Source organism: Sphingopyxis sp. PAMC25046, from assembly GCF_004795895.1.
In the GTDB taxonomy this organism is placed as follows: Bacteria; Pseudomonadota; Alphaproteobacteria; order Sphingomonadales; family Sphingomonadaceae; genus Sphingopyxis.
Map to the genome: position 1 here is coordinate 1,652,481 of NZ_CP039250.1, position 23,767 is coordinate 1,676,247.

33 protein-coding genes are annotated in these 23,767 nt (G+C 65.4%); 20 read left to right on the forward strand and 13 right to left on the reverse strand.

The window, feature by feature from the left end; genetic code table 11:
* Positions 1 to 5 precede the first annotated feature (5 nt).
* Positions 6 to 1,160, reverse strand: coding sequence for an efflux RND transporter periplasmic adaptor subunit (locus E5675_RS07625; RefSeq protein ID WP_136173994.1), 1,155 nt, complete (start codon positions 1,158 to 1,160; stop codon positions 6 to 8).
* Positions 1,161 to 1,300: 140 nt separating this feature from the next.
* Here E5675_RS07625 and E5675_RS07630 point away from each other — a divergent pair, with 140 nt between their 5' ends.
* From E5675_RS07630 to E5675_RS07685, 12 genes are all read left to right on the forward strand, one after another.
* Entirely contained in the window at positions 1,301 to 1,909 is a 609-nt protein-coding gene (locus tag E5675_RS07630) for a TetR/AcrR family transcriptional regulator (protein ID WP_136173995.1), read from the forward strand.
* A 75-nt stretch (positions 1,910 to 1,984) separates the two neighbouring features.
* Positions 1,985 to 3,331 carry an MFS transporter gene (locus E5675_RS07635; protein ID WP_136173996.1) on the forward strand — a complete coding sequence of 449 codons (1,347 nt, stop codon included), beginning with the start codon at positions 1,985 to 1,987 and terminating at the stop codon, positions 3,329 to 3,331.
* 158 nt (positions 3,332 to 3,489) lie between these two features.
* Positions 3,490 to 3,687, forward strand: a complete 198-nt coding sequence (gene secE, locus E5675_RS07640; RefSeq protein WP_037554036.1) for a preprotein translocase subunit SecE — start codon at positions 3,490 to 3,492, stop codon at positions 3,685 to 3,687.
* Between the two features lie 34 nt (positions 3,688 to 3,721).
* Positions 3,722 to 4,258, forward strand: a complete 537-nt coding sequence (nusG, locus tag E5675_RS07645; protein ID WP_037554037.1) for a transcription termination/antitermination protein NusG — start codon at positions 3,722 to 3,724, stop codon at positions 4,256 to 4,258.
* A 50-nt stretch (positions 4,259 to 4,308) separates the two neighbouring features.
* Complete coding sequence (locus tag E5675_RS07650; RefSeq protein WP_136173997.1) at positions 4,309 to 5,235, forward strand: acyl-CoA thioesterase II; 927 nt, start codon at positions 4,309 to 4,311, stop codon at positions 5,233 to 5,235.
* Positions 5,236 to 5,390: 155 nt separating this feature from the next.
* Positions 5,391 to 5,822 carry a 50S ribosomal protein L11 gene (gene rplK / locus E5675_RS07655; protein WP_136173998.1) on the forward strand — a complete coding sequence of 144 codons (432 nt, stop codon included), beginning with the start codon at positions 5,391 to 5,393 and terminating at the stop codon, positions 5,820 to 5,822.
* A 4-nt stretch (positions 5,823 to 5,826) separates the two neighbouring features.
* Positions 5,827 to 6,525 carry a 50S ribosomal protein L1 gene (gene rplA / locus E5675_RS07660; protein WP_037554039.1) on the forward strand — a complete coding sequence of 233 codons (699 nt, stop codon included), beginning with the start codon at positions 5,827 to 5,829 and terminating at the stop codon, positions 6,523 to 6,525.
* 550 nt (positions 6,526 to 7,075) lie between these two features.
* Positions 7,076 to 7,921 (forward strand): hypothetical protein, encoded by an 846-nt coding sequence (locus E5675_RS07665; RefSeq protein WP_210727622.1) that lies wholly within the window; start codon positions 7,076 to 7,078, stop codon positions 7,919 to 7,921.
* Between the two features lie 205 nt (positions 7,922 to 8,126).
* Positions 8,127 to 8,630 carry a DUF2975 domain-containing protein gene (locus E5675_RS07670; protein WP_136173999.1) on the forward strand — a complete coding sequence of 168 codons (504 nt, stop codon included), beginning with the start codon at positions 8,127 to 8,129 and terminating at the stop codon, positions 8,628 to 8,630.
* Between the two features lie 10 nt (positions 8,631 to 8,640).
* Positions 8,641 to 8,865 (forward strand): helix-turn-helix transcriptional regulator, encoded by a 225-nt coding sequence (locus tag E5675_RS07675; protein WP_136174000.1) that lies wholly within the window; start codon positions 8,641 to 8,643, stop codon positions 8,863 to 8,865.
* The gene (locus tag E5675_RS07680) at positions 8,855 to 9,637 is read left to right on the forward strand and encodes a hypothetical protein (protein ID WP_136174001.1); all 783 of its coding nucleotides are present in this window, start codon (positions 8,855 to 8,857) and stop codon (positions 9,635 to 9,637) included. The genes E5675_RS07675 and E5675_RS07680 overlap by 11 nt, the downstream gene beginning before the upstream one ends.
* Before the next feature lie 298 nt (positions 9,638 to 9,935).
* Positions 9,936 to 10,118 (forward strand): CsbD family protein, encoded by a 183-nt coding sequence (locus E5675_RS07685; protein ID WP_136174002.1) that lies wholly within the window; start codon positions 9,936 to 9,938, stop codon positions 10,116 to 10,118.
* A 97-nt stretch (positions 10,119 to 10,215) separates the two neighbouring features.
* Here the strand turns inward: E5675_RS07685 and E5675_RS07690 are convergent, their stop codons facing one another.
* The 3 genes from E5675_RS07690 to E5675_RS07700 form a co-directional block, all read right to left on the reverse strand.
* Complete coding sequence (locus E5675_RS07690; protein ID WP_136174003.1) at positions 10,216 to 10,968, reverse strand: hypothetical protein; 753 nt, start codon at positions 10,966 to 10,968, stop codon at positions 10,216 to 10,218.
* A 135-nt stretch (positions 10,969 to 11,103) separates the two neighbouring features.
* Positions 11,104 to 11,655, reverse strand: coding sequence for a GNAT family N-acetyltransferase (locus E5675_RS07695; protein WP_136174004.1), 552 nt, complete (start codon positions 11,653 to 11,655; stop codon positions 11,104 to 11,106).
* 163 nt (positions 11,656 to 11,818) lie between these two features.
* Positions 11,819 to 12,217 (reverse strand): glycine zipper 2TM domain-containing protein, encoded by a 399-nt coding sequence (locus tag E5675_RS07700; protein ID WP_136174005.1) that lies wholly within the window; start codon positions 12,215 to 12,217, stop codon positions 11,819 to 11,821.
* 179 nt (positions 12,218 to 12,396) lie between these two features.
* Here E5675_RS07700 and E5675_RS07705 point away from each other — a divergent pair, with 179 nt between their 5' ends.
* Together E5675_RS07705 and rarD are read left to right on the forward strand one after the other, a co-directional pair.
* Positions 12,397 to 12,618: a hypothetical protein gene (locus E5675_RS07705; protein WP_136174006.1), complete on the forward strand. Its 222-nt coding sequence runs from the start codon at positions 12,397 to 12,399 to the stop codon at positions 12,616 to 12,618.
* A 20-nt stretch (positions 12,619 to 12,638) separates the two neighbouring features.
* On the forward strand, positions 12,639 to 13,556 hold the full coding sequence (gene rarD / locus E5675_RS07710; protein WP_136174007.1) for an EamA family transporter RarD: 918 nt from the start codon (positions 12,639 to 12,641) through the stop codon (positions 13,554 to 13,556).
* Positions 13,557 to 13,594: 38 nt separating this feature from the next.
* Here rarD and pyrC read toward each other — a convergent pair whose 3' ends face one another.
* Entirely contained in the window at positions 13,595 to 14,617 is a 1,023-nt protein-coding gene (gene pyrC, locus E5675_RS07715) for a dihydroorotase (protein WP_136174008.1), read from the reverse strand.
* Positions 14,618 to 14,673: 56 nt separating this feature from the next.
* Between pyrC and E5675_RS07720 the strand changes: the two genes are divergently transcribed.
* From E5675_RS07720 to E5675_RS07730, 3 genes are read left to right on the forward strand one after another with little or no spacing between them, the layout of a single operon-like run.
* Positions 14,674 to 15,417 (forward strand): folate-binding protein YgfZ, encoded by a 744-nt coding sequence (locus tag E5675_RS07720; RefSeq protein WP_136174009.1) that lies wholly within the window; start codon positions 14,674 to 14,676, stop codon positions 15,415 to 15,417.
* A gap of 32 nt (positions 15,418 to 15,449) precedes the next feature.
* Complete coding sequence (locus E5675_RS07725; protein WP_136174010.1) at positions 15,450 to 16,028, forward strand: hypothetical protein; 579 nt, start codon at positions 15,450 to 15,452, stop codon at positions 16,026 to 16,028.
* Positions 16,029 to 16,083: 55 nt separating this feature from the next.
* Positions 16,084 to 16,629 carry a TIGR02281 family clan AA aspartic protease gene (locus tag E5675_RS07730; RefSeq protein WP_247594827.1) on the forward strand — a complete coding sequence of 182 codons (546 nt, stop codon included), beginning with the start codon at positions 16,084 to 16,086 and terminating at the stop codon, positions 16,627 to 16,629.
* A gap of 308 nt (positions 16,630 to 16,937) precedes the next feature.
* On the opposite strand, the gene E5675_RS07735 is transcribed toward E5675_RS07730, so the two are convergent.
* The 4 genes from E5675_RS07735 to E5675_RS07750 are packed head-to-tail and all read right to left on the reverse strand — an operon-like array spanning position 16,938 to position 19,016.
* Positions 16,938 to 17,348 carry a VOC family protein gene (locus E5675_RS07735; protein ID WP_136174012.1) on the reverse strand — a complete coding sequence of 137 codons (411 nt, stop codon included), beginning with the start codon at positions 17,346 to 17,348 and terminating at the stop codon, positions 16,938 to 16,940.
* The gene (locus tag E5675_RS07740) at positions 17,345 to 17,992 is read right to left on the reverse strand and encodes a heme exporter protein CcmB (protein ID WP_136174013.1); all 648 of its coding nucleotides are present in this window, start codon (positions 17,990 to 17,992) and stop codon (positions 17,345 to 17,347) included. The genes E5675_RS07735 and E5675_RS07740 overlap by 4 nt, the downstream gene beginning before the upstream one ends.
* Positions 17,989 to 18,573, reverse strand: a complete 585-nt coding sequence (gene ccmA, locus E5675_RS07745; protein WP_247594873.1) for a heme ABC exporter ATP-binding protein CcmA — start codon at positions 18,571 to 18,573, stop codon at positions 17,989 to 17,991. The genes E5675_RS07740 and ccmA overlap by 4 nt, the downstream gene beginning before the upstream one ends.
* A gap of 23 nt (positions 18,574 to 18,596) precedes the next feature.
* Complete coding sequence (locus E5675_RS07750; protein WP_136174015.1) at positions 18,597 to 19,016, reverse strand: metallopeptidase family protein; 420 nt, start codon at positions 19,014 to 19,016, stop codon at positions 18,597 to 18,599.
* A 51-nt stretch (positions 19,017 to 19,067) separates the two neighbouring features.
* On the opposite strand from E5675_RS07750, the gene E5675_RS07755 reads away from it, so the two are divergent.
* Complete coding sequence (locus E5675_RS07755; RefSeq protein ID WP_136174016.1) at positions 19,068 to 19,355, forward strand: 4a-hydroxytetrahydrobiopterin dehydratase; 288 nt, start codon at positions 19,068 to 19,070, stop codon at positions 19,353 to 19,355.
* A 194-nt stretch (positions 19,356 to 19,549) separates the two neighbouring features.
* Entirely contained in the window at positions 19,550 to 20,962 is a 1,413-nt protein-coding gene (locus E5675_RS07760; RefSeq protein WP_136174017.1) for an amino acid permease, read from the forward strand.
* On the opposite strand, the gene E5675_RS07765 is transcribed toward E5675_RS07760, so the two are convergent.
* The 4 genes from E5675_RS07765 to E5675_RS07780 form a co-directional block, all read right to left on the reverse strand.
* Positions 20,943 to 21,179, reverse strand: a complete 237-nt coding sequence (locus E5675_RS07765; protein WP_247594828.1) for a zf-TFIIB domain-containing protein — start codon at positions 21,177 to 21,179, stop codon at positions 20,943 to 20,945. The two genes, E5675_RS07760 and E5675_RS07765, sit on opposite strands and share 20 nt — an antisense overlap.
* Before the next feature lie 169 nt (positions 21,180 to 21,348).
* Positions 21,349 to 21,666 (reverse strand): DUF2218 domain-containing protein, encoded by a 318-nt coding sequence (locus E5675_RS07770; protein ID WP_136174019.1) that lies wholly within the window; start codon positions 21,664 to 21,666, stop codon positions 21,349 to 21,351.
* Positions 21,663 to 22,205, reverse strand: coding sequence for a PadR family transcriptional regulator (locus tag E5675_RS07775; RefSeq protein WP_168707965.1), 543 nt, complete (start codon positions 22,203 to 22,205; stop codon positions 21,663 to 21,665). The genes E5675_RS07770 and E5675_RS07775 overlap by 4 nt, the downstream gene beginning before the upstream one ends.
* 172 nt (positions 22,206 to 22,377) lie before the next feature.
* Positions 22,378 to 22,803: a helix-turn-helix domain-containing protein gene (locus tag E5675_RS07780; RefSeq protein ID WP_136174020.1), complete on the reverse strand. Its 426-nt coding sequence runs from the start codon at positions 22,801 to 22,803 to the stop codon at positions 22,378 to 22,380.
* Between the two features lie 70 nt (positions 22,804 to 22,873).
* Between E5675_RS07780 and E5675_RS07785 the strand changes: the two genes are divergently transcribed.
* Positions 22,874 to 23,716 (forward strand): class I SAM-dependent methyltransferase, encoded by an 843-nt coding sequence (locus E5675_RS07785; protein ID WP_136174021.1) that lies wholly within the window; start codon positions 22,874 to 22,876, stop codon positions 23,714 to 23,716.
* Positions 23,717 to 23,767: the final 51 nt, after the last annotated feature.

A 23,767-nucleotide genomic window follows, 5' to 3' on the forward strand; every position in this document is an offset into this window, starting at 1 on the left:
TCGGATCAGCGCTTCGCCGCGGGGGTCGACGCCGTTCCCTTGGGCTGCGCGACGCGGACGGGCGCACCCGGCTGCACCTTTTGCAGCCCGTCGACAATCACCCGGTCGCCGGGCTTCAGCCCGTCGAGGATCGCCCACTGGCCCGCGACCATCGCGCCCAGCTTGACCGGGCGCGGCGTCGCGACATTCTTGGCGTCGAGCACCATCACGCTCGCCGCGTCCTCCGCCAGCTTGACCGCGCGCTGCGGGATCAGCACGCCGTTGGCGCGATTGCCCGCAAAGATGCGTGCGCGGACGAACTGGCCGGGAAGCAGCGCCGAATTGGGATTGGGAAATTCGGCGCGCAGCGCCGCGGTGCCCGTCGCCTCGTCGATCGAGAGGTCGAGGAAGTCTAGGTGGCCGATAACCGGATAGGCGCTGCCGTCCTCGAGGATCAGCTGGACCTCGACGCGTTCGAGTTGCGGCACGCTGACCTTGCCCGACCCCATGTCCCCGCGGATCGCCAAAAGGTCGGAACTCGACTGGCCGAAATTGACATAGACGCGGTCGATTTGCTCGATCGTGGTCAGCAGCGTGCCTTGCGATGCGCTGACCAGCGCGCCTTCGGTGACCTCGGCGCGGCGCGCGCGGCCCGAAATCGGCGCGGTGACCGACGCATAGCCGAGGTTGAGGCGTGCCGATTCCAGATTGGCCTGTGCCGCCGCCACATCGGCTTCGGCGGTGCGCTGTGCGGCGACCGCGGCGTCATATTCCTGCTTGCCGATCGCCTGGTCGGCGAGCAGGGGCTGATAGCGTCCGACAACTTGTCGCGCATTGGCGGCGGTGGCCTGAGCGCGGGCCAGCTGCGCGCGCGCCGCATTGGCCGTCGCGATCAGCTCGCGCGGATCGATCCGGAACAGGGGCGTCCCGGCGCGCACGTAGCTGCCTTCATTGAACAGCCGCCGCTCGACGATGCCGTTGACCCGCGCGCGGACTTCGGACGTGCGATACGCCTGCACCCGGCCGGGCAGTTCGATGACGTTCGGCACGGCTTGCGTGCGGACGGTCACGATATTGACCTCGGGCGGCGGGGGCGCGGGGGGCGCCTCGGACGAGCAGGCGGCCAGCAGAAAGGCCAGCGCAGCGCCGGCGGCGCAGCTGAGAGGACGGACGCGACTCATAAGGACCCCTGAAAAATCGCAGTTGTGCGGGATTGTTATATACGCAAAAGCTTGCGCTGAGGGGTCGTGTAATTTAAATTACAGAAAAGGGCAAGAGAGGGGGAGCATAATTGGGCACGCCGGAATCGACTTTATGTCAAATGGATAGATATTCTTCACCACGCGAACGGCGGCAAAGCGCCATTCTCGACGCCGCCGAGTCGCTGTTTCTCGAACAGGGCTATGAACGCACCAGCCTTGCCGAAATCGTCAAGCGCTCGGGCGGCTCGCTCGCGACGCTCTATGAACTGTTCGGCAACAAGCAGGGACTGCTTCGCGCGATCGCGACTCGCTGGTGCGACGAAGCCATGCTCCGGTCGCTCGATGACGACGCGATTCGGGGATTGTCGAGTGTCGACATCCTGAAGCGTTACGCGCATCGCCAGAAAGAGCTGATGGAATCGCCGCACGCTGTCGGCCTGATGCGCATGCTGATCTCCGAAAGTCTGCGCGACCATGAATTCGCGATGCAGATCTACCTCGACCTTCATGTGCCCGCGCTCGAGGAACTGATCGAATTGTTCGCCGAATGGGCGGCGACGGGCAAGGCCGATATCGATCGCCCGGACGCCGCCGCGCGTCTGTTCTTCGATATTGTCGTCGGCGATTCCATGCTGAACACCCTGATGGGGATCGAGGTCGAATGGCTCGACAGCGAACAGATCGACTGGCGGCTCCAGCCGTTCCTTTCGCATTTCAAGATTCGATAGGCGACCCGCTGGTTGTTGTTGACATGATTGTTAATAAATGAAAGTTTGCGGCTTCCGTTTCGGGAGCGTCGCACCTTGGCCAGTACCGCCCTGCCATCGGCCGCCCCGGTCGACGAAACCTCCGACTTGCGGCCGCGCACGGTGGCCGCCTATGCCGCGACCGCGGGGCCGACGGTCATGCTCGGCCTTCCGTTCAGCGTCTATCTGCCGCCCTATATCGCCGAGGGCGGGGCGATTTCGGTCGCGCTCGTCGGGCTGCTCTTTTCGCTCACGACGATCTGGGACGGCGTCGTCGATCCGCTGATCGGCACGATGGTCGATCGCGTTCGGACCGGGCTCGGCGCGCACCGGCGCTGGATGTTGCTTGCACTGCTTCCCCTGTCGCTGCTGCTGCTCGCGCTCGTGACCGTCGGCAATCAGCTGCCCTTCGCGGCGCTCTTCCTGATGATGGTGCTCTTTTACTCGAGCTATAGTCTCTACGAGGTTGCGCAGCTCTCGTGGGGATCGGCGCTCGTCCGCACACCGGCCGACAGCGCGCTTCTCTACGGGATGCGCGACTGGTTTGCGAAGATCGCGTTGATCCTGGCCTTTGCCGCGCCCGCCGCGGCGCAGCTGTTGATCCCGGGGCTCAGCCTGCAGGGGCGGATCATGGCCTACGCAAGCCTCTTCCTCCTGCTGGTGCCGATCGCGCTCTTGGCGATCCGCCGCGTGCCGCCGCGGACGGTGACGGCAGAATCCGGCTTCGGATGGCGACATGAAATCCGCACGTCGCTGTCGTTCCGCCCATTGATGCTGCTGCTCGGCGTGCAGTTCCTCAACAGCTTCGCCTTCGGATCGCTGACCTCGCTCTTCGTCTTCTTCGCCGCCGCCGTGCTCGACCTCGATGCGCAGAGCGCCGTTCTGCTGTTTGCGAGCTTCATCGGCGGGGCGCTCGCGTCGCCGATATGGACCTTCCTTGCGCGCCGCTTCGGCAAACCGCCGATGATGATGGCGATGGGGCTGCTGATCGGCGGCCTGCTCGTTGCGACGCTGGCGCAGGAGCCGCGCGGGCTGGGGCAGGCGGTGGGCTTCTCGCTGATGCTCGGCACCGGCTTTGTCGGCCTGCTTTTCACTTATTCGATGCTCGCCGATCTGATTCCGCGCGATAGCGAGCGTTGCGGGCGCAATCGGTCGGCCTTCCTCTTCGCGCTTTTGAACCTGATGGCCAAATTCGGCGTCGCCGCCGCGATCGCGGTCAGCTATGCCGCGCTCGACCTCGTCGGTTTCGACCCGCAAAACGGCAAGGCGGCGGCGCGCGAGCTGCATCTGATCTTTGCGCTGCAACCAACGACCGCGTGGATTCTGATGGTCGGCCTCTTGCTCTGGATGCATCGCGAATTCACCCGTGCGCCCGCGCTTGCAATCGCGGCGCTGCCCAAGTAAAGGCCGCTTCATTCGGACAGATGCGCCGTTCCCCTTCCGCCTTTCGCCGACATGCTCGGGGAGGGTGGGCGGACACTTGCCCAAAGCGCGCTTGACGCGTGGGCGGCGGCAACCCATCTGGCCCGGATCATTGACGTTGCAAGGACAGGACGATCGACATGGCCAAGACCAGCCCGGCTGAGTTCATCAATCAGGTGCGCGCCGAAGCTCGCAAGATCGTTTGGCCGACGAGCCGCGAAACGGTGCAGACGACGATCATGGTGCTGATCATGACGACGATCCTTTCGCTCTTCTTCCTTGGCGTCGACACGGTTTTCAACGCGATCGTCAGCTGGCTGACGTCGCTCGCGCGCTAACGCCCGCGGTTACAGGGACAGGATACGGATAGACATGGCGCGCTGGTACATCATTCACGCCTATTCGGGTTTCGAGAACAAGGTTCGCGATTCGGTGCTTTCCGAAGCCGAGCGCATGGGCCTCACCGACTTCGTCGAAGCGGTCGAGGTGCCGGTCGAAACCGTCACCGAGGTGAAGCGCGGCAAGAAGGTTCAGGCCGAGCGCAAATTCTTCCCCGGCTATGTCCTCGCCAAGCTGACGATGACCGACGACGTCTATCACCTCGTCAAGAACACGCCGAAGGTCACGGGCTTCCTCGGTTCGTCGGGCAAGCCGCAGGCGATCAGCGAAGCCGAGGCCGCGCGCATCCTCAACAGCAAGGAAGAGGCCGCGGCGCGTCCGAAGACCGAAATCCGCGTCGATTATGAAATCGGCGATCAGGTCAAGGTGCTCGACGGTCCCTTCGCCAGCTTCAACGGGCTGGTCGAGGAGCTCGATTTCGAAAAGGCGCGGGTCAAGGTGTCGGTGTCGATCTTCGGTCGCGCTACCCCCGTCGAACTCGACTTCGAACAGGTCGAACGCTTCAAGTAACGTCGCTGCGTCCAGACGGGCGCGGGCGGCTCTACCCGAGGGAATAGCGCATGAGCCTCACGCCCGAAGAGCTGCAGGCGCGCCTCGATCTCGCGCGCGAAATCAACAGCAGCACGCCCGCCGACAAAGTCGTCGGCGCTGTGGCGCGGCTGTTCGACCTCGACGCGGTGCCGGGGCTCGACGACGAATTCACCTTTCCCGCGCGGCCGACGACCTCGCGCGACCGGATTTTCGGCGGGCAGGTCATCGCGCAGGCGATGACCGCCGCCGCGCGCACGGTCGATCCCGACAAGCAGGTGCATTCGCTGCACGCCTATTTCCTGCGCGGCGGCGACGAGACGAAGCCGCTGCACTTCCGCCTCCACCGCGACTTCGACGGGCGCAGCTTTTCGAACCGCCGCGTCGTCGTGCGCCAGGACGGCAAGGTGATCTTCAACCTGACCGCCTCGTTCCAGCTGCCCGCGGAAGGGCTGTCGCATCAGGTTCCGATGCCCGAGCTGCTGCCGCCCGAGGAGTGTTGGGATTTCACCGACTTCATCGCGGCCGATCCGCATATATCGGACCGCCAGCTCGCGCATATGGCGCGCAGCCGCCCGTTCGAAGTGCGCAGCTTTCGGCCGCCCGCCGCCGAAAAGGCGACGCAGCATTATCAGTGGTTCCGCGTCGCGTCGCCGATCGGCGACGACCCGCTGCTCCACCGCGGCTTTCTCGCTTTCGCGTCGGACATGGGGCTCTTGTCGTCGGCGATGCTGCCGCACGGCGTCAGCTTCTGGACCCCCGGCATGGTATCGACCAGCCTCGATCATGCGATGTGGTTCCATGGCGACGTTCGCGTCGACGACTGGTTCGTCTTCGTGATGGACAGCCCGTGGACGGGCGGCGATCGGGGGCTGTGCCGCGGATCGATCTATCGTCGCGACGGCACGCTGATGGCCACCGTCGCGCAGGAAGGCCTGATCCGCTACCGCCCCCAATAAGGCTTGTTTTTCGGCGCCTTTGGTCTTATGGGCGCCGCTTCGCATCAGACAAGGTTGCGATTCCGCGCGGGAGGAAGGGGTGATGCCCTTCTGTTCGACCGCTTATTTTGAGCTCTGGATCGCGGTCCGGGGCGACAGAAAGAAAGGAGGCCATCATGGCCAAGAAGATCAGCGGCTACATCAAGCTGCAGGTGCCCGCCGGCACCGCCAACCCGTCGCCGCCGCTCGGGCCGGCGCTCGGTCAGCGCGGCGTCAACATCATGGAATTCTGCAAGGCGTTCAACGCCGCGACCGATGGCATGGACAAGGGCACGCCCACGCCCACCATCATCACCGTCTATGCGGACAAGAGCTTCTCGTTCGTCACCAAGACGCCCCCGGCGACCTATCTGATCAAGAAGGCTGCGAACCTCAAGTCGGGTTCGAAGGAACCCGGCAAGATCAGCGGCGGCAAGATCGCCCGTTCGAAGCTGACCGAAATCGCCGAGATCAAGATGAAGGATCTCAACGCGAACGATCTCGAACAGGCGACGAAGATCATCGAAGGCAGCGCCCGCTCGATGGGCCTCGAAGTGACGGAGGGCTGAACCCATGGCTAAGCTGACCAAGAAGCAGAAGGCCCTCGAGGGCAAGGTCGATGCGCTGAAGCTCCACGGCGTCGACGAAGCGATCAAGCTGGTGCGCGAACTGGCGACCGCCAAGTTCGACGAAACGCTCGAAATCGCGATGAACCTGGGCGTCGATCCGCGCCACGCCGACCAGATGGTCCGCGGCGTCGTCACGCTGCCCGCGGGGACCGGCAAGGACGTCAAGGTCGCCGTGTTCGCGCGCGGCGACAATGCCGAAAAGGCGCTGGCCGCCGGTGCCGACAAGGTCGGTGCCGAAGACCTGATGGAAGACATGCTCGCGGGCAACCTCGACTATGGCCGCGTCATCGCGACGCCGGACATGATGGGCATCGTTGGCCGCCTCGGCAAGACGCTGGGCCCCAAGGGCCTGATGCCGAACCCGAAGCTGGGCACCGTGACCCCGAACGTCGCCGAAGCCGTGAAGGCCGCCAAGGGCGGTCAGATCGAATTCCGCGTCGAAAAGGTCGGCATCATCCACGCCGGCCTCGGCAAGCTGTCGTTCGGCGAGGAAAAGCTCCGCCAGAACTTCGACGCCTTTGTCGATGCGATCGTCAAGGCGAAGCCGTCGGGTGCGAAGGGCAAGTACGTCCGCAAGGTCGCACTGTCGTCGTCGATGGGTCCCGGCGTGAAGGTCGACACGGCCGACGTCGCCGGCGCCTGATCGCAAGCGCATATGACTTAGGGAAGGGCCGGAGGAAACTCCGGCCCTTTTCTTATGTCGGCTTTGGGGTGGAGAGCTGTCGTTGCTCTTCTCCACTTCCGTCATCCCGGGCTTGACCCGGGATCCCGCTTTTTGAGGCGTCGACCGGTCTTCGGCATCAAGCGGGACCCCGGATCAAGTCCGGGGTGACGAACGAGGAAATATCCTCCCTGTGGCGAAGCCATGGGGAGGTGGCAGCGCGAAGCGCTGACGGAGGGGCTCATGGCGCAACGTCGTGGCCCCTCCACCACCGCCTGTGGCGGCGGTCCCCCTCCCCATGGCTTCGCCACAGGGAGGATTTAATGGCAGCAACCGGTCGAAAGCAGCCGTCCCCTCCCGTCGTGGAAGGGCAAAAGCCTTGAAAGGCTCCCCACCCTCGCTCCCGACAGCCGATGGCTCGCCTCATCCCATCCTCTGCACGGTTCGTCAGCCTTGGCGTGGCCCTTGCCCGCTTATACGCGTTCAAGATTCATCCGTTCCAAACATCATTTCTCAAAGGAGACCCCAAGCGATGCGGAAACTCGCAGGCTTTGTTGCAACTTTCTCTCTCGGCATGGCGGCCGTCGTGGCCGCCCCCGCAATGGCGCAGGACGCCGCCGCGGCGACCGTCGACCTTTCGGTCGGCACCAAGGTTTTCGATTCCGAGGGCGCCGAACTCGGCACCGTCTCGAGCGCGCAGGGCGCCAATGTCGTCGTCGATCTGGGTGAAGGCAAGCAAGTCACCCTCCCCGCCAATTCCTTCGGTCAGCTCGAAAAGGGCCCGACGATCGGCGCCACGCGGGCGCAGGTCGTCGCCGCGGTCGATCAGGCCGCGGCCGGCAACGAAGCCAAGCTCACCGCCGCGATCCAGCCCGGCGCCGACGTCCGCGGCGTCAATGGTCAGGCCATTCTCGGCAAGGTCAAGCTCGTCGCCGCCGACGGCGTTGTGCTTACCACCCCGTCCGGCGATGTGAAGCTGCCGCGCAATGCCTTCTTCATCGGCCAGGCGGGTCTCGCGACCAGCTTCACCGCCGAACAGTTCGCCGCCGCGATGCAGCAAGTGAACACCGCCGCCGCCGCCGATGACGCCGCGGTCGCCGCCGCGCTCGTCGCGGGTGCCGACGTCCGCAGCCTCAAGGGCGCCGCCGTGCTCGGCAAGGTCAAATCGGTCAGCGCCGATGTGGTCATCGTGACCACCCCCGGCGGCGACGACGTCAGCCTGCCGCGCAGCGCTTTCCTGATGTCGCCCGCTGGCCTCGCCGCGGCCTATACCGCCGAACAGTTCGCCGCCGCCGTCGCACAGGCGACGGGCGAACCGGCACCGCAGGCCGATGCGGCCGTTGCCGCCGACGCGGCGGCCGAACAGCCGGCCAACTAAGCCGCTTCGGCTTCAAAAGCTCAGGGCGCGGAAGCATCGCTTCCGCGCCCTTTTCCATGCCCGGCCGCGCTCTGAAACATGCCCCTCCTGACGCGATGGGTGAGCGGCATTTCAGCCCCAACCCGACACCCCGATTATCGCCTTGCAATACAGATTTTATCGATTATCGATATGCACCGTATCGATAATCGAAGGGGGATTCGCGATGTTGCAATGGAGCCGCCGCCTACTCATCGGATTGAATATACTGAACTGGGCCTTCCTCGCGCTATTCATGATCGCACTGGTCGCGATCAGCCTGCGGCCCGATCTGGTCCTCGACGCGATCGCCGGCGCCAAGCCCGCGATCGACGGCGGCTATATGCTCGACCTCTTTCGCATCACCCTCCTGCTCTGCATCCCGATCGCCATCGCCGCGCATGCGATCTTTACGCGCCTGATCGCGATGATCGACGCGACGAAGGCGGGCGCGGCCTTCACCCTCGACAACGCCCGGCGGCTCCGCGCGATCGGCTGGTGGCTGCTCGCGACGCAGGTCATCGACGCCGCCTACGGCTGGCTGTCTTTCGAAATGTCGCGCATCAGCGGTGAGGTCTTCGGCTGGCAGCCCAGCCTCACCGCCTGGCTCGCCGTGCTCCTTCTCTTCGTCCTCGCGCGCATCTTCGAACAGGGCGCGGCGATGCGCGAAGAGCTCGAGCAGACGATCTAGGAACCCCGATATGTCGATCCGTATCCAGCTCGACGACCTGCTGTGGCGGCGGCGGATGACGCTGACCGAACTCAGCGAACGCGTCGACATCACCGTCGCCAATCTGTCGGTGCTCAAGACCGGCAAGGCGAAGGCGATCCGCTTCTCGACGCTCGACGCGATCTGCCGCGCGCTCGAATGCCAACCAGGCGACCTGATCGCCTTCGACCCGGAGGGACCGGCCGATGAAGAGTGATATTGCCACCGTCTATCGCAGCGCCTGGGCCTTTGCGTTCGCCTGTCCGCTGCTCTTCCTCATCCCCGTGCTGGTCGAGCTCGCGCAGCATGTCGTCGAATGGCGCGCGGGCATGTACGACGGCATCGCCGGCGCCAAGGCGGCCGAAGCAGACCCGCTGCGGCTGCAATTCGGCTTTGCGAAGACGCTCGCGCTGCTGCTGCCCGGCTATTGGTTCACGCGCTATATCCTCTTCGGCCGCGACGCCGCGCGCGCCGCGCGCATCGAATGGCCCGCGATCGGGCTGTGGCTCATCCTGTTCGCGCTCAATGGGCTCCAGCAATGGTGGACGCTCTTTGGCCCCTCGCTGACCGGCCTGATGGGCCTTTCCGGGACGCCCGCGCAATGGACCGGCTATGCGCTGGTCTTGTTCAGCAGCGTCGCCGGCATCTATTTCATGGCATGGACCGTCGCCTGGACGCTCGGCAATATCGCGATCGGCCCGATCCGTTCGGTGCGGATCATGGCAGGCAGCTTCTGGCGCACCGTGCTGCTGCTCCTTGCCGGCGTATTGCCGCTGATGATCGCGCACTATGCGCTCAGCTTCGGCGCGATCTTCGCCCCCGCGATCCTCGACTGGCCGCTGCTGATCGCCGACGCGCTCGTCGTCGGGCTGCTCGCCCTGACCATGGCCGGCAGCAACGCCGTCGCCGCCCGCCACGCCGCCGCGGTCAAGGGCAAAGACTTGCGCCCCGAACCCGCCATGGCCCGTGATTTGACAGGCGCGTTGTAACGAGTGTCAGGAAACGACCGATTGTAGCCGTCTCTTCATTCGTCACCCCGGACTTGATCCGGGGTCCAGCTTGATGCCGAAGACCGGTCGACGCCCCAAAAAGCGGGATCCCGGGTCAAGCCCGGGATGACGGAAGTGGAGGAGAGCAACGACAGCTCACCACCCCCAAAGCAGACGTCGGGTCAGTAATCCTCGCTCCCGAACGGTCCGTCTCAAGCAGCGGAACATATGCCCCGCCGCGTCGTTGGTCCGGCAAGAGGCGCACCCCTCCGCCTCTGCAAAAGCAAGGAGATACGCCATGGGTGAACTCACCGAAAAAGCCAAAGGTCTCGCGAACGAAGCCGCCGGCAATGTGAAGCAGGTGACCGGCAAGGCGACCGACAACGAGCGTCTGCGCGCCGAAGGCGAGGCGCAGGAGCGCAAGGGCGAAGCCCAGAATCTGAAGGGCAAGGTCCAGGGCGCGCTCGGCGACAAGATCTGACCCTTTGGTCCGACCGCTTGCTCGTCACGCAAGCAAGGAAAAAGGCCCCGGGATCCCTCTCCCCGGGGCCTTTTTCATGTTGTTCGCGGGATAAGGCTTATTTGCCGCCCGAGGCGACGAGGTCGACGTCGGTCATCCCGCCGTCGCGGCGCATCATCAGCACATAGGCGAGATCGCCCTTGGTACCCCCGAGCATATGCTCGTTGCCGTTGACGCGGTGGTCGCTGGTGTAGCCGGCGCGGATCGCCATCGTGTGATAATAGTCGAGCACCGCCTGCATCGACGCGGCGGTCTGGAAATTGACGACGCGGATATTGCATTTGCCGCCGGCGATCCCCGCCGCCTCGCGCAATGTCGCGCGCGGGTAGACCTTGAACGCGGCGGGCAGGCGGTTCGCCCACGCGTTGCTGTAGGTGAGCTTGGCGTCGCAGCCGCCGCCCTTTTGCTGGTCGCGCGCGAGGGCGCCGATGGTCACCGGGCGCGCCTCTGCCTCGCAGCCGTTGCAGCCGGCCTCCATCGGGAGCGCCCGGGGCGCGGTGAGCAGCTTGCCGGCCTTGAGCGCCGCGGCGGCCTCGGCGGCGGTCGCGGCCTTGCCGCTTCTGACGCCGGGGACGCCGCCGTCGATCGGCCGGTTGCCCGGGCCGACGGCGTTGCGGTTCGACTGGCCGGCGAGCGCCGGATCGACCATGATCTTGTCTTCCAGCGAGCCCTTGATCGCCGGGTCGGCGTTGGTCAGCCCGTCGTCGAGCGGGGCGAGATCGGCCTTGGCATTGGGGTTGTCGCGGCATCCGCCGAGCGGCGCCGCCGCAACCAGCAAACCGGCAACCAGCCATTTTCCGCGCAAGATCATCGCTAACACTCCCTTAATCCTTTACCGGGAATGCCCGATCCTGGTCAAAAAGGCCCAAATAAAATGCGTTAACGCGCGGGCTTTATTGGCCGTAACCTGTCTCGGAGCGAGACGCTTTTGCATATTCGGCCACGGTCAGGGCTGGAATTCCCTGCGTTTGATGCGCCACGCGTCGGCGCTTTGCGTCCAGGCATCGACGGGCGTGTCCTCGAACGGGGCGGGGAGGCGGGTCGGGCCGCTGTTGGTCGCGCCGAGGCGTTTCGCGAGCGCCTGCGAGCGCGTGTTCGCGGGGTCGATGCTGTGCATCAGTTCGGGCCATTTGAGGAATTCGACCGCGAAATCGCAGGCGGCGACGGCGCCCTCGAAGGCATAGCCCTTGCCCGCGAAGCGCGCGCTGACGCCATAGCCGATCTCGGGCGCGGGCCAGCCGTCTGGCTCCCACGGGCCGAGGCGGCCGACCCATTCGCCGGTGTCGCGCTCGATCACCGAGAACATCGAAAAGCCGCGGATGTGCCACGCGCCCGCGAGCGTGCACCATTGGCGCCACGCCGCCGAGCGCGGGCAGGCGCCGCCGATGAAACGCATCGTCTCTTCCTCGGCGCACATCGCGGCAAAGGGGTCGAAATCCTCCGCCGCGGGCGGGCGGAGGATCAGGCGCTCGGTAACGAGCAGGGGGCCGTTCAGCATGATATGTCTCTTTCCCGCAGCGGTGGACGACGCTTGTGGGACAAGAACGGCCGGGGGACAAGGCGCACACGCTTGAGGGCACCGGCGTTAACCGGTGCCCTCGCCATCAGCGTGTACGGGTGGAGGGGTCTCGAACCCGCACTCGAGACGGTTTCTGTCTCACTTAGCGGCAGCGATATTTGTCGCGGTCGATCTCGCGGCCGAGCAGCGCGCCGCCCGCGGCGCCGAGCACGGTACCGAGCAGCTTGTCGCCGCCGCCGGCGATTTCATGGCCGGCCAGGCCGCCGACCGCGCCGCCGATCAGAAGGCCGGTCGTGCCATTGTCCTTCTTGCAGCGATAGCGGCCGTCGTTGTCACGCCAGATGCGGGTGTCGCGATTGATGCGCTCGTCACGCGCATAATAGCGGCGATCCTTGCGCTTGCGATAAAAGTCCGACGACTGTTCGAATTCATGATAGCCCGGCGCCTTGGCGGGGGTGGTCACGCCGGCGTGGAGCGGCGTGGTGCCGAGGACGCTGGCGGCGACGAACGCGCCCATCAGGCCTTTGGTGAAGATACGCATGATAAATCCTTTCCTGGTTCCGCGCTCCGTCCCTTTGGAGGGCCGGGCGCTTCGAGGAGAAAACGAGCCGGCTCCCGGTCGCGTTGCATGAACGCAAGGCAACAAGATGAAGCGAGCGCATCCATCGACGAACCGAAAGGCTCTTGCCGCATCGCGGGCGGCGTGCGAAAACCCTGTCCATGCTCAATATCGGATCGCTCATCATCGGCGCCATCGCTCTGGTTCTGGCCGTTTTTGCGTTCATTCCGCTGCTCGGCTGGGCCAACTGGGTGATCATTCCTTTCGCCGTCATCGGGCTCGCGCTCGGCGCGATGTCGGACAAGACGAGCGGGCGGAACCTCAATATCGTCGTCATCGTCATCGGCGTCATCCGCCTGATGCTCGGCGGCGGCATCATCTGATCCTTTAGAAGTCGAGCGCCATGGCACAGACACCGCCCCCCGCGGGGAGCAATCAGGGCGGGCTGCCCTATGCGCTGGCCGCCTATGGCATCTGGGGATTCGTCCCGCTGTTCTTCAAGCTGATCGCGAGCGTTCCGCCGGTCGAGGTGCTGGCGCAGCGGATCATCTGGTCGCTGCCGCTCTGTTTCCTGATCATGCTCTTTCGCCGGCAGATCGGCGAATATCTGGCGGCGCTCAAAGATTGGCGGACGCTGCGGCTGCTGCTGGCGAGTTCGCTGCTGATCGCGGTCAACTGGCTCGTCTATATCTATTCGATCTTCACCGACCATGTGCTCGCGGCGAGCCTCGGCTATTATCTCAACCCGCTGGTCAATGTGATGCTCGGCATGATCTTCCTCGGCGAGCGGCTGTCGAAGCTGCAGCTATTGGCGGTGGCGATCGCGGGGGTAGGGGTCGCGATCCTGCTCGCGGGCGCGCTCGATACGCTGTGGATCAGCCTGACGCTGGCCTTTTCCTTCGGCATCTATGGCCTGATCCGGAAAGTGGTGCCGGTGGGCTCGCTGCCCGGGCTATCGGTCGAGACGACGGTGCTGCTTTTGCCGTCGCTTGCCGTGTCGGCCTGGTATTTGTGGGCGGGCGACGGGCGCGGCTTCGGATCGGACGGCGGCATCAGCCTCTTGTTGATGGCGGGGGGTGTCGTGACCGCGGTGCCGCTGCTGCTCTTTGCTACCGCGGCGCGGCGGATGAGCTACGCCGCGCTCGGCTTCGTCCAGTTCCTAGCGCCGACGCTCCAGTTCGTCCTGAGCCTGTTCGTCTTCCACGAACCGCTGAAGCCCGCACAGCTCGCCTGCTTCATCCTGATCTGGGCGAGCATCGCGGTGTTCAGTTTCGACATGCTGCGCAAGATGCGCGCCGAGCGGATGATCGAGGTGGCTTGAGTTCGGTCCTCCCCATGGCTTCGCCACAGGGAGGATTTTCAGGCCAGCCGCCAGCCCAGCGTTTCGCCGGCGTGGAAGGGGACGACTTCGCCGATGCGGTCGGGGACGAGCGTCTCGGCGCGTTCCAATGTCACCGTGCCGGTATTGAGCGGCAGGCCGTAGAAGCGCGGGCCATGTTCGCTGGCGAAGCCTTCGAAATGGGCGAGCGCGCCGTCCTCGTCGAACGCCTTGATATAGGATTCGAGCGCATAGGGGGCGTTGAAAATGCCCGCGCAGCCGCATGAGGCTTCCTTTGTATGCACCGCGTGCGGCGCGCTGTCGGTGCCGAGGAAGAATTTGGGCGAGCCCGAGGTTGCGGCCTTGCGCACCGCGAGCCGGTGATGCTCGCGCTTCGCCACCGGCAGGCAGTAAGCGTGCGGACGGATGCCGCCGACGAGCATCGCGTTGCGGTTGATGTGGAGATGCTGCGGAGTGACCGTCGCGGCGACATTGGCGGGGGCGCCCGCGACGAACTGCGCGGCTTCTGCCGTGGTGATATGTTCGAAGACGATCTTGAGGCCGGGCAGCGTCTTTACCAGCGGCGCGAGCGTGCGTTCGATGAACACCGCCTCGCGGTCGAAAATGTCGACGTCATGGTCGGTGACTTCGCCGTGGATGAGGAGCGGCATGCCGATGTCCTGCATCCGCTCGAGCACACCCATGATGTTCGCGACGTCGGTGACGCCGTGCGCGCTGCCGGTGGTCGCGTGCGCGGGATAGAGTTTGGCGGCGGTAAAGACGCCCTCGGCGTGTCCGCGCGCCATTTCGTCGGGGCTGCTGTGGTCGGTCAGATAGGCGACGATCAGCGGCGTGAAGTCGAGCCCGGCGGGCACCGCGGCGTTGATGCGGTCGCGATACGCCCGGCCTTCCTCGGCGGTCGTCACCGGCGGTGACAGGTTGGGCATGACGATCGCGCGGGCGAACTGGCGCGCGGTATATTGCGCGACATGTTCGAGCATCGCGCCGTCGCGCAGATGGACGTGCCAGTCGTCGGGGCGGCGGATCGTCAGGCGGTCGGTCATGTCGGACTCATCAACTTGCGGGTTGGTTTTGGCTGCCGGGTCCCTAGATTATCGCCATGGCTAATACCACCCTTCACGACCGTGCCCTCATCCGTCTCTCGGGGGAGGACGTCCGCGGTTTCCTGCAAGGACTCGTCACCAACGACACGTCGGGCAATTTGCCGGCGTGGGCGGCGCTGCTCACCGCGCAGGGCAAGGCGCTGTTCGACTTCCTGATCTGGGCCGCCCCTCGACCAGGCTCGGGGTCGTCGGACATATTGATCGATTGCGAGCGCGATGCGGCGGAAGCGCTGGTTAAGCGGCTGACCCTCTATCGCCTGCGCCGCGCGATCACGATCGCGTTGGAGCCCGAACTGGCGGTGCATTGGGCGCCCGCGGGCGACCTTGGCGTCGTCGATCCGCGGCTGGCCGGGCTCGGCCAGCGATGGCTGGCGCCGGCGGATGAAGGCGAGGGCGCCGACGCCGCGTGGCGCGCGCACCGGCTGGCGCTCGGCGTTGCCGAAGGGCGCGCCGAGCTCGGCGACGGAGCGACGCTGTGGCTCGAATGCAATGCCGCCGAACTGAACGGGGTCAGTTTTGCCAAGGGGTGTTACGTCGGGCAGGAAAATACGGCGCGGATGAACTGGCGGCAGAAGGTCAATCGGCGGATCGTCGTCGTGCCGATCGCCGAGGCCGATGAAAAAAGGCAGATGATCGCCTATCCCGAACTCGGCTGGTCGGTCGAGCATCGGCGGGTGGAGGATATTGATGCCGCCGAGGCGCCGGCATGGATGCGCGAAGGGCTCGCCGCGGGTTCATGACAGGTGCAGCCTTTGCTGCTAGATTGGCGGCCATGCGCGCCATGCTGATCTCTTCGGCGCTCGCCGCCGCTTTTCTGTCCGCCGTCGCCGCTGCGGCGCCGACGTCGCTGTTGCCCGTCGAGCCCGAAGCGCCCGCGCCTGCTGCCGCGCTGGCGCCGCTTGCTAGGGAGTCGGTCTGGACGCCGCGTTTCGAGGCGGCCGCCGGCGAACTCGCCGACGCCCTGCGCTCGCGCGACGAGGCGCGGTGGGGAGCGATGTTCGGCGGAAAGTGGCTGGCGGCGGCCGATCGCGAACGCATCAGGAGCCTGCTCGTCGATCGCGACAGTCCGTTTCTTGATGCCCTTTTCTCCAAGGGCGCGACGCATAGCGCGATCCTCGGCTGGGATGCGCCCGCATCGATGAGCGCCGCCGAGCGCGAGGCGATCGAGGCGGGGCAAGAGGCCGAGGCGCTGATCTGCTGGTCTGCCGGTGGTGAGGGCGTGTGGCCGTCGACGGCGCGCGAGGCCGACAATCGCCCCGGGCGTCCTTACGCCTGCGCGCGGATCGCCTATAGCATCCGCGGCGACGCGCCGACGTGGCGCGCGTTCATCGAGCAGCGCGAGCCCACTTAACCAATTTCCAACCCCAATCTGCGACAAACCGCCCATGATCGGGCGGTATCTTGGCTTGGCGGTCGCCATCACGGCGGTGTCGGTCGGTGTGGCGAGCGTCGCCAGCCGATCATCCGGTGATGCGGACGGTGCGCGGGCTGCGGCAGAAACGCAGGACAATAGCAACTGGACGACGCAGCGCGGCAAGCGCAGCACCTGGTCGTCGGGGCCTTCGGCGCCGGCCGCAAGGGGCTTGGGCGGCGAAGTGCGGCTTGGCCGGGCCGGCGATTCGCATTTCTATGCCGATACCGAGGTCGACGGCACCAACATCCGGATGCTGGTCGACAGCGGCGCGTCGATCGTCGCGCTGACGCGGCGCGATGCCGAGGCAATCGGGATCGACGTCGACAGCCTGCCGGTCGGCGGCACGGCGCGCACCGCGGGCGGCGACGTGCCGATGCGCACGGTGACGCTGGGCAGCGTGGTGGTCGAAGGGATCGAGGTGCGGCAGGTTCCGGCGGCGGTGATCGACGCCGACATGGGGGTGTCGCTTCTAGGGCAGAGCTTTCTGGCGAAGCTCGACGCGGTGAATGTCGAAGGGGATACGATGACGCTGCGTTGAGGCCGCGGCTTTGGGGTGGGAAGCGGATGCTCCCCAATATTCGTCATCCCGGACTTGATCCGGAATCCATTCTCGCAGCGTTGAAGGAATGGATCCCGGATCAAGGCCGGGATGACGATATAAGGGACGGCCACTAACAGCCGAATGCCGTCATCCGCCATAAATCGCTTTCCTAAAAATATCGGCATGATCTACGCTGTTGGATGACGCCGATACCAAAGCCCTGGTCCATCGATCACCGTCGCGTCTATCGCCTTGTTCGCGCGCGCATGGGGCCGTCAACTTCGTCAACTTTCGCGCGTCGGTAATCAGGCCGACCGACGAAACTCGATCAAATCCCACTTGTTGCCATAAAGGTCGAGGAAGACCGCGACGGTGCCATAGTCGGCTTCCAGCGGTTCGCGCTCGATCCGCACGCCCTTGTCGAGCAGGCGCTGGTAATCGCGGGCGAAATCGTCGGTTTGCAGGAACAGGAAGACGCGCCCGCCCGACTGGTCGCCGACGAATTTCGCCTGTTCCTCATTCGCCGCGCGTGCGAGCAGGATCGTTGCGCCGCCTTCGGGATTGCCCGGCGGCGCGACGAGCACCCAGCGCTTGTCCTGCGCCGGCTGATAATCGTCGGCGACGAGTTTGAAACCAAGCGTCCCGACATAAAAGTCGATCGCCTCGTCGTAATCGCGCACGACCAGCGCGATATGCGCAAGCGACTGGCGCGTCATTCGCGCAGCCCCCGCATCGCCGCACCCGCCGCGAACGGCCCGATCACGGTCAGCAGAAGACTGACTGCGGCCAGCAGCTTGATTGCGCCGCGCCCCGAAGGGTCGAGCATTCCTGCGCCGAAAATCAGCATCGGCACCGCGAGCGGCAGGACAAGCAGTCCGCCGACCGCGCTGCCGCCCTTGTGGTTCGCGGTCAGCGCTGCGCTCAGTACCGCGAGCGAGGCCAGTGCCGGGATGGCAATCGCGATCCCCGTCGCGAGCAGTACGACGCGCTCCGCATCCTGCGCCAGCAGCGCCGACGCGGGGAACAAGGCGATCATCAGCGGCAGCCCAAAGCCGGCGGCGTGCGCAGCGATCTTGACCGCCGCGATCAGCTCGTCGGCGAAACCTCGCACCGCAAGCTGGTCGAGCACGCCCGCCTCGCGGTCGGGTCGCACCAGCCGGTCGATCGGCAGCAGCGCCGCCAGCAAAGCCGCAACCCACACCATGCCGCCGCCTGCGCGGCGCAGCAGCGGCGCGTCCGGCCCTACCGCGAAAGGAAAGGCGGTCGCGACAAGCAGGAAAAACATCACCGGCAACCACAGCGCCCCGCTGCCCCACGCGCGTTGCAAGTCGCGCCAGAAGAGAGCGATGAGCGCGGTCAAGCGGGCGCGCCCATATCGCGTTCGGCGAGGTTGGCGATACCGAGCGCGAAGTGCGATGCAAACATCACTGTCCCGCCATTGCCGCGGTGTCGGGCAATTGCCGCCACCAACCGTGCCTGCGCGGCGTCGTCCATCCCGTTCGCGGGTTCATCGAGCAGCCAGATCGGCGCTCCGCTCGCGATCACGCGCACCATCGCGGCGCGCTTGCGCTGGCCGGTCGAGAGCATCGACACGGGAACCTCGGCAAGCGGCGCCAGCGCCATCTCGGCCATCGCGCGGTCGACCGCATGCCCGTCGACCGTATCGACCCGCGCCCAGAAATCGAGCGCGCGGCGTAGCGGCAGTTCGGCGTCGAGCGCCGCGGCCTCATCGATCAGCGCGACACGCTCGCGGCGCTCGATTGTCCCTGCGGCGGGGCGCAGCAGCCCGGCGGCAAGGCGGATCAGACTCGACTTGCCCGCGCCATTGGGCCCGCGCAGCCACACCGCATCGCCGCGATTCAACGTCAGTGACAGCCCATCGAACAGTAACCGGTCGCCGCGGATGCAAGCGACGTCGTCGAGCCGCAAAAGCTCGCTCACGCCACCCGTGCGCGGAGGCGCGCTCACGCCATGCGCTCCAGCGCGTGCATATCCTCGTCCGAAAAGCCGAAATGATGGCCGATCTCGTGGATCAGGACATGGCGCACCAGCCATTCGAGCTTTTCGCCCGTCTCGATCCATTCGACGAGGATGGGAATGCGATAGAGGGTGACGCGGTCGGGCATCCCGCCGCTTTCGCCGATGCTGCGCTCGGTCAGCGGGCGGCCTTCGTACAGGCCGGTGAGATCATAGGGGTGCTCGATGTCGAGCGAGGCGAGCACGTCGTCGTCGGCGAATTCCTCGATCGAAATTACCACCCCCTCGATATGTGGCTTGAACACATCGGGCATGGTTGCGAGCGCGGCCTCGGCCATCGCGAACAGCGCGTCGGCGTCGGGGGCGGTGCCGGTCCATCCGGCTGGCAGGCTGCTCTTGTCGCTCATCGCGCCCTTCCTTATGGCGGGCGCACGACATTGACCAGCGGGAGAAAGAAGATGGTCCAGAGGCTCGACGACACCCAGCGCGCCGCGTTGCTCGCCCGCTTTCCCGAATGGAGGCACGAACCGTCGCGCGACGCGATCACGCGCCAGTTCAAATTCGACGATTTCGCGCGGGCCTTCGGCTTCATGGCGAGCGTCGCGATCGTCGCCGAAAAGATGGACCATCATCCCGAATGGTCGAACGTATATAATCGCGTCGACATATTGCTGACGACGCACGACGCCGATGGCTTGTCCGAACGCGACGCAAAGCTGGCGGAGGCAATCGAAGCGCTGGCTTGAAAGACGGTAACGTCGGCTTTTCGACCGAACCTGGCCGTCGCCTCGCCGTCGCGGGGGCCACGGTTATAGGGGACGTCTGAAAACCAACCCAAAGCCGCCGGTCATCGCCAGCCCGTCCGCCGCGTCTTGCGTTGACGCTGCGCGCGCTTACAAGCAGCGCAAAGCAACATAGGTCCCAAGGGAGAGCCCACCGCATGACCGATAGCCTTTTCCGCCGCAAACCGATCGTGCCGGAACGGCAGGAGGGGGAGCAGGCACTGGCGCGAACGCTCGGCTGGCCGCATCTGATTGCCTTGGGGGTCGGCGCGATCGTCGGAACGGGCATTTTGACGCTGATCGGCGTCGGCGCCGACAAGGCGGGCCCCGCGGTCATCCTCTCCTTCGCCGTCGCCGGGTTGATCTGCGCCTGCGCCGCGCTCGCCTATGCCGAAATGGCGACGATGATCCCCGCCTCGGGCAGCGCCTATACTTATTCCTATGTCGTCATCGGCGAGCTGCTCGCGTGGATCGTCGGGTGGAGCCTGATCCTCGAATATTCGCTCGTGGTGAGCGCGGTCGCGGTCGGCTGGTCGGGCTATGCCGCGCCGCTGCTCGAGGCGTGGGCGGGCTTTCCGATGGCGCTCATGCAGGGGCCGGAGCTTGGCGGCATCGTCAACCTGCCGGCGATTGCGATCATCGCCGTCGTTGCGGGGCTGCTGCTCGTCGGCACGCGTGAGAGCGCGACGCTCAACGCGCTGCTCGTGCTGGTCAAGATCGTCGCGCTTGTCGTCTTCGTCGCGGTCGCATTGCCCGCCTTCAACGCCGCCAATCTCGAACCGTTCAGTCCCTATGGCTTCGCCAAGCATATGGGCCCCGATGGCGTCGAGCGCGGGGTGATGGCGGCGGCGGCGATCATCTTTTTCGCCTTCTACGGCTTCGACGCGATCGCGACCGCGGCCGAGGAAGCGAAGAATCCCGACCGCGATCTCAAGATCGGCATCGTCGGATCGATGGTCGCTTGCGTCGCCATCTATATCGCCGTCGCGGTCGCCGCGGTCGGCGCAATCGCCTATACACGCTTCGCGAACAGCCCCGAACCGCTCGCGCTTATCCTGCGCGAACTCGGCAGTCCGCTCGCCGCGCAATATCTCGCGGTCTCGGCGGTCATCGCGCTGCCGACTGTGATCCTCGCCTTTTTCTATGGGCAGAGCCGTATCTTCTTCACCATGGCGCGGGACGGCTTGCTGCCTGCGGGCCTTGCGAAGCTCTCTGCGCGGGGCACGCCCGTACGCATCACCATTTTCACCGCGATCGTCGTCGCGGTGCTGGCGGGCTTCATTCCGCTCGGCGAACTCGCGGCACTCGCCAACGCCGGGACGCTCGCCGCCTTTACCGCGGTGTCGGTGTGTATGCTGATAATGCGTCGCCGCGCCCCCGACGCGCCGCGCACGTTCCGCACGCCGCTGCCGTGGGTGGTCGGCGGCATCGCCGTGCTCGGCTGCATCTATCTCTTCTTCAGCTTGCCGGCGCAGACGCAGCTCTGGTTCGTCGTCTGGAATATCGGCGGATTGGGCGTCTACTTCCTCTATGCCCGCCGAAACGCGGTCGTCAGTCGAACAGTTCGCTGAGGAAGCTCTTCTTGTAATTCTTCTTGTAAGGCTTGCCGTAGTGACGGTCGTCGTAGCCGCGTTCGCGATATTCAGGCGGCGGCGGAGCTGGCGCGCGCGGTGCACCGGCGCTCGCGGCTTCGCTGCGCTCGATGATCTTGTCGAGTTCGCCGCGATCGAGCCATACGCCGCGACATTGCGGGCAATAATCGATCTCGATCCCCTGACGTTCCGACATCGTCAAATTCACGCGGCAGGTCGGGCAAAGCAAGCCTTGGGGCTCGGACACAGAGATTCCTTTCTTCGTAGCGACCGCCGGGAGGAGGCGGCGCCGGTTCAACGTGCCACCGCCGACGTGCGTTCCATAAGCGCGAAAAGCGCGGTTCGTCCGATGGCGGTGCGAGGTTTCAGGCGGGATTCCAATCGAATGCCAGCGGGGCTTCGCGAAAGGCGAATCGGTCGAGATGGCGTGCGACGACGCCCGTCATCGCTTCGGCGTGCGCGTCGCTGCTTGCGTCGATGCGGACCGACAGCGCGTCGGTGCCCGCATCGAAAGTGACGAGCGCATCGCCCGTCCAGGTGGCGCCGCGCGCATCCTTGGGAAAGGTAACGGTGCCGTGCTCTGGCGTAAATTCGACCGCCAGATTATGCTGCCAATGTTTGCACAATTGCTGCAGATATCTACTCGCGTGGGCGGTCGGGACGTGGGCGGACAGGCTCGTCATGACAGGCGCTCGATCTTCTGCGCCGCCTCGTCGATCAGCGCGACGATCTCGTGCAGCGTGGCTTCTTCGAGGTCGCGGTCGCCCAGCCGGTTCATCAGCACCGCCTTCAGATTGCCCATCGCGCGGCGGACCGAGGCGCTGTCGGTGCGCTGGCGTTCCTCGCCGATTTCGGTCAGGCGTGCGATCAGCCGTTCGGCGAGTGCGGCGTTGGTTTCGATTTCGGCGCGGCCAGCGTCGGTGATCGCGAACAGCTTCTTTGCGCCTTCGCTCTGCTGCGCCTCGATCAGCCCCATGTCGTCGAGCAGGGTGAGGGTGGGATAGATCACGCCGGGGCTCGGCGCATAGGCGCCGCCGGTCAGTTCCTCGATCTGGCGGATCAGGTCATATCCGTGGCGCGGTTCGTCGGCGATCAGCTTGAGCAGCACGAGTCGCAGCTCGCCGCTGTCGAACATGCGCCGCCGTCGTGCGCCGCCATCGTCGTTATACCCGTGGCGCCCGCCAAAGCCGCCACCACCGAACCCGCGCCCGCCGCGGTGCATTCCGTGGCGCATCGCCTGCCGTATCGCGCGGTGCATGGCATGGCGCTCGTCGCACCCGTGCCGGTTCATTCCATGTCGCATCTCAAACTCCTTCGTGCGATTCGATGTGTCTAAGATATATCTTGTGTCAATTTTGACAAGAGGCCGAATTGTCCGGTGGATCAACAATTGATCAACGGTTGATGCGGTGCACGGGCGGGGTGAAAGCTCTGCCGGCAGCAGCTTTCAATATTTTGCGGAATGTCGGGCACTCCATATGGCTCGGCGCGCGGCATGCCGCCGCATGGCGAAGCCCGTCGCGCATCGCCGCGAGACGGCGGATCGTGCGATTGATGTCGTCGGCCTTCGCCGCAAGCGCGGCACGGTCGATCCTGGGTGCGCCCTCGGGCGTAAACATGCCTGCCATCTCGCCGAGCGAAAAACCGGCGGCGCGGCCAAGCGCGATCAGCGCGAGCCGGTCGAGAATCGCGGGATCGAACAGGCGCCGCAGCCCGCGCCTGCCGATCGAGGCGATCAAGCCCTTTTCCTCATAATAGCGTAGCGTTGATGCCGGAACTCCGGAGCGTCGGGCAACTTCGGCAATGTCCAGTGCAGCCATGCTTGACCTCAAGTCGACTTGAAGTGGCAGAATGGTGTGATCGATTCGCGAAGACAAGGAAAAGATCATCATGACCGACGTGAAAATAGCGCCCATCGACCAGCCGGCGCTCTGGAATGGGCCAGCGGGAGAAACATGGGTAGCGAAACAGGAAATGCTCGACGCATTGTTCGCGCCGGTCGCCGATTATCTGGCCGATGCGGTCGGCGAGGCGAGCCCACACCGCCTTCTCGACATCGGTTGCGGAACCGGGGCGACCGTGCTCGCGGCCGCGCAGCGGCTTGGCGTCGGCGGGGACGTGCTGGGTGTCGACATTTCAGCCCGGATGATCGCCCGGGCGCGGAAGCGCGCGGCCGCCGAACGACTGCCGGTGCGTTTCGAGGAGGGGGACGCCGAGGAGTATGATTTTCCGACCGAAGCGTTTGACATGGCGATTTCCCGATTCGGGGTGATGTTTTTTTCGGACAGCGTCGCCGCGTTCGCAAACATCCGCGCGGCTATGGTCCCCAAGGGGGTGCTTCACGCGGTGGCGTGGCGCAGCGCCCGGGAAAACGACTTTATGACCACTGCCTGGCGTGCGGCGGCCCCGATTCTGCCGGCGATGCCGGCACCCGACCCGAATGCGCCGGGCCAGTTTGCTTTCGCCAGCAACGAGCGCGTCCTCGGATTTCTGTGGGATGCCGGGTGGTCGGACATCGTGATCGAACCGATCGATTTTGCTTGCACCCTGCCGACGCCGGCGCTTGCCGACTATGTCGCCAACATGGGGCCGCTCGGGCTGTTTCTGGCGCAGTTCGATCCGGCGGAGCGGGGCTCGATCCTTGCCAGAGTGCTACCGGCATTCGATCGCTATATCGATGGCGACACCGTCCATGTACCCATCGCCTGCTGGTCGATCCGTGCGCGCGCGTGAGCCGATGGCAATCCAAGGAAAGCTTGACTCTACACGCGCCGCCGCTATGTG

What these genes read in the sequence shown, in the direction of transcription:
- E5675_RS07625 (WP_136173994.1), bottom strand. Translation starts at nt 1,160, where the DNA reads ATGAGTCGCGTCCGTCCTCTCAGCTGCGCCGCCGGCGCTGCGCTGGCC.
- E5675_RS07630 (WP_136173995.1), top strand. Translation starts at nt 1,301, where the DNA reads ATGGATAGATATTCTTCACCACGCGAACGGCGGCAAAGCGCCATTCTC.
- secE (WP_037554036.1), top strand. Translation starts at nt 3,490, where the DNA reads ATGGCCAAGACCAGCCCGGCTGAGTTCATCAATCAGGTGCGCGCCGAA.
- nusG (WP_037554037.1), top strand. Translation starts at nt 3,722, where the DNA reads ATGGCGCGCTGGTACATCATTCACGCCTATTCGGGTTTCGAGAACAAG.
- E5675_RS07650 (WP_136173997.1), top strand. Translation starts at nt 4,309, where the DNA reads ATGAGCCTCACGCCCGAAGAGCTGCAGGCGCGCCTCGATCTCGCGCGC.
- rplK (WP_136173998.1), top strand. Translation starts at nt 5,391, where the DNA reads ATGGCCAAGAAGATCAGCGGCTACATCAAGCTGCAGGTGCCCGCCGGC.
- rplA (WP_037554039.1), top strand. Translation starts at nt 5,827, where the DNA reads ATGGCTAAGCTGACCAAGAAGCAGAAGGCCCTCGAGGGCAAGGTCGAT.
- E5675_RS07665 (WP_210727622.1), top strand. Translation starts at nt 7,076, where the DNA reads ATGCGGAAACTCGCAGGCTTTGTTGCAACTTTCTCTCTCGGCATGGCG.
- E5675_RS07670 (WP_136173999.1), top strand. Translation starts at nt 8,127, where the DNA reads ATGTTGCAATGGAGCCGCCGCCTACTCATCGGATTGAATATACTGAAC.
- E5675_RS07675 (WP_136174000.1), top strand. Translation starts at nt 8,641, where the DNA reads ATGTCGATCCGTATCCAGCTCGACGACCTGCTGTGGCGGCGGCGGATG.
- E5675_RS07680 (WP_136174001.1), top strand. Translation starts at nt 8,855, where the DNA reads ATGAAGAGTGATATTGCCACCGTCTATCGCAGCGCCTGGGCCTTTGCG.
- E5675_RS07685 (WP_136174002.1), top strand. Translation starts at nt 9,936, where the DNA reads ATGGGTGAACTCACCGAAAAAGCCAAAGGTCTCGCGAACGAAGCCGCC.
- E5675_RS07690 (WP_136174003.1), bottom strand. Translation starts at nt 10,968, where the DNA reads ATGATCTTGCGCGGAAAATGGCTGGTTGCCGGTTTGCTGGTTGCGGCG.
- E5675_RS07695 (WP_136174004.1), bottom strand. Translation starts at nt 11,655, where the DNA reads ATGCTGAACGGCCCCCTGCTCGTTACCGAGCGCCTGATCCTCCGCCCG.
- E5675_RS07700 (WP_136174005.1), bottom strand. Translation starts at nt 12,217, where the DNA reads ATGCGTATCTTCACCAAAGGCCTGATGGGCGCGTTCGTCGCCGCCAGC.
- E5675_RS07705 (WP_136174006.1), top strand. Translation starts at nt 12,397, where the DNA reads ATGCTCAATATCGGATCGCTCATCATCGGCGCCATCGCTCTGGTTCTG.
- rarD (WP_136174007.1), top strand. Translation starts at nt 12,639, where the DNA reads ATGGCACAGACACCGCCCCCCGCGGGGAGCAATCAGGGCGGGCTGCCC.
- pyrC (WP_136174008.1), bottom strand. Translation starts at nt 14,617, where the DNA reads ATGACCGACCGCCTGACGATCCGCCGCCCCGACGACTGGCACGTCCAT.
- E5675_RS07720 (WP_136174009.1), top strand. Translation starts at nt 14,674, where the DNA reads ATGGCTAATACCACCCTTCACGACCGTGCCCTCATCCGTCTCTCGGGG.
- E5675_RS07725 (WP_136174010.1), top strand. Translation starts at nt 15,450, where the DNA reads ATGCGCGCCATGCTGATCTCTTCGGCGCTCGCCGCCGCTTTTCTGTCC.
- E5675_RS07735 (WP_136174012.1), bottom strand. Translation starts at nt 17,348, where the DNA reads ATGACGCGCCAGTCGCTTGCGCATATCGCGCTGGTCGTGCGCGATTAC.
- E5675_RS07750 (WP_136174015.1), bottom strand. Translation starts at nt 19,016, where the DNA reads ATGAGCGACAAGAGCAGCCTGCCAGCCGGATGGACCGGCACCGCCCCC.
- E5675_RS07755 (WP_136174016.1), top strand. Translation starts at nt 19,068, where the DNA reads ATGGTCCAGAGGCTCGACGACACCCAGCGCGCCGCGTTGCTCGCCCGC.
- E5675_RS07760 (WP_136174017.1), top strand. Translation starts at nt 19,550, where the DNA reads ATGACCGATAGCCTTTTCCGCCGCAAACCGATCGTGCCGGAACGGCAG.
- E5675_RS07765 (WP_247594828.1), bottom strand. Translation starts at nt 21,179, where the DNA reads ATGTCGGAACGTCAGGGGATCGAGATCGATTATTGCCCGCAATGTCGC.
- E5675_RS07770 (WP_136174019.1), bottom strand. Translation starts at nt 21,666, where the DNA reads ATGACGAGCCTGTCCGCCCACGTCCCGACCGCCCACGCGAGTAGATAT.
- E5675_RS07775 (WP_168707965.1), bottom strand. Translation starts at nt 22,205, where the DNA reads ATGCACCGCGGCGGGCGCGGGTTCGGTGGTGGCGGCTTTGGCGGGCGC.
- E5675_RS07780 (WP_136174020.1), bottom strand. Translation starts at nt 22,803, where the DNA reads ATGGCTGCACTGGACATTGCCGAAGTTGCCCGACGCTCCGGAGTTCCG.
- E5675_RS07785 (WP_136174021.1), top strand. Translation starts at nt 22,874, where the DNA reads ATGACCGACGTGAAAATAGCGCCCATCGACCAGCCGGCGCTCTGGAAT.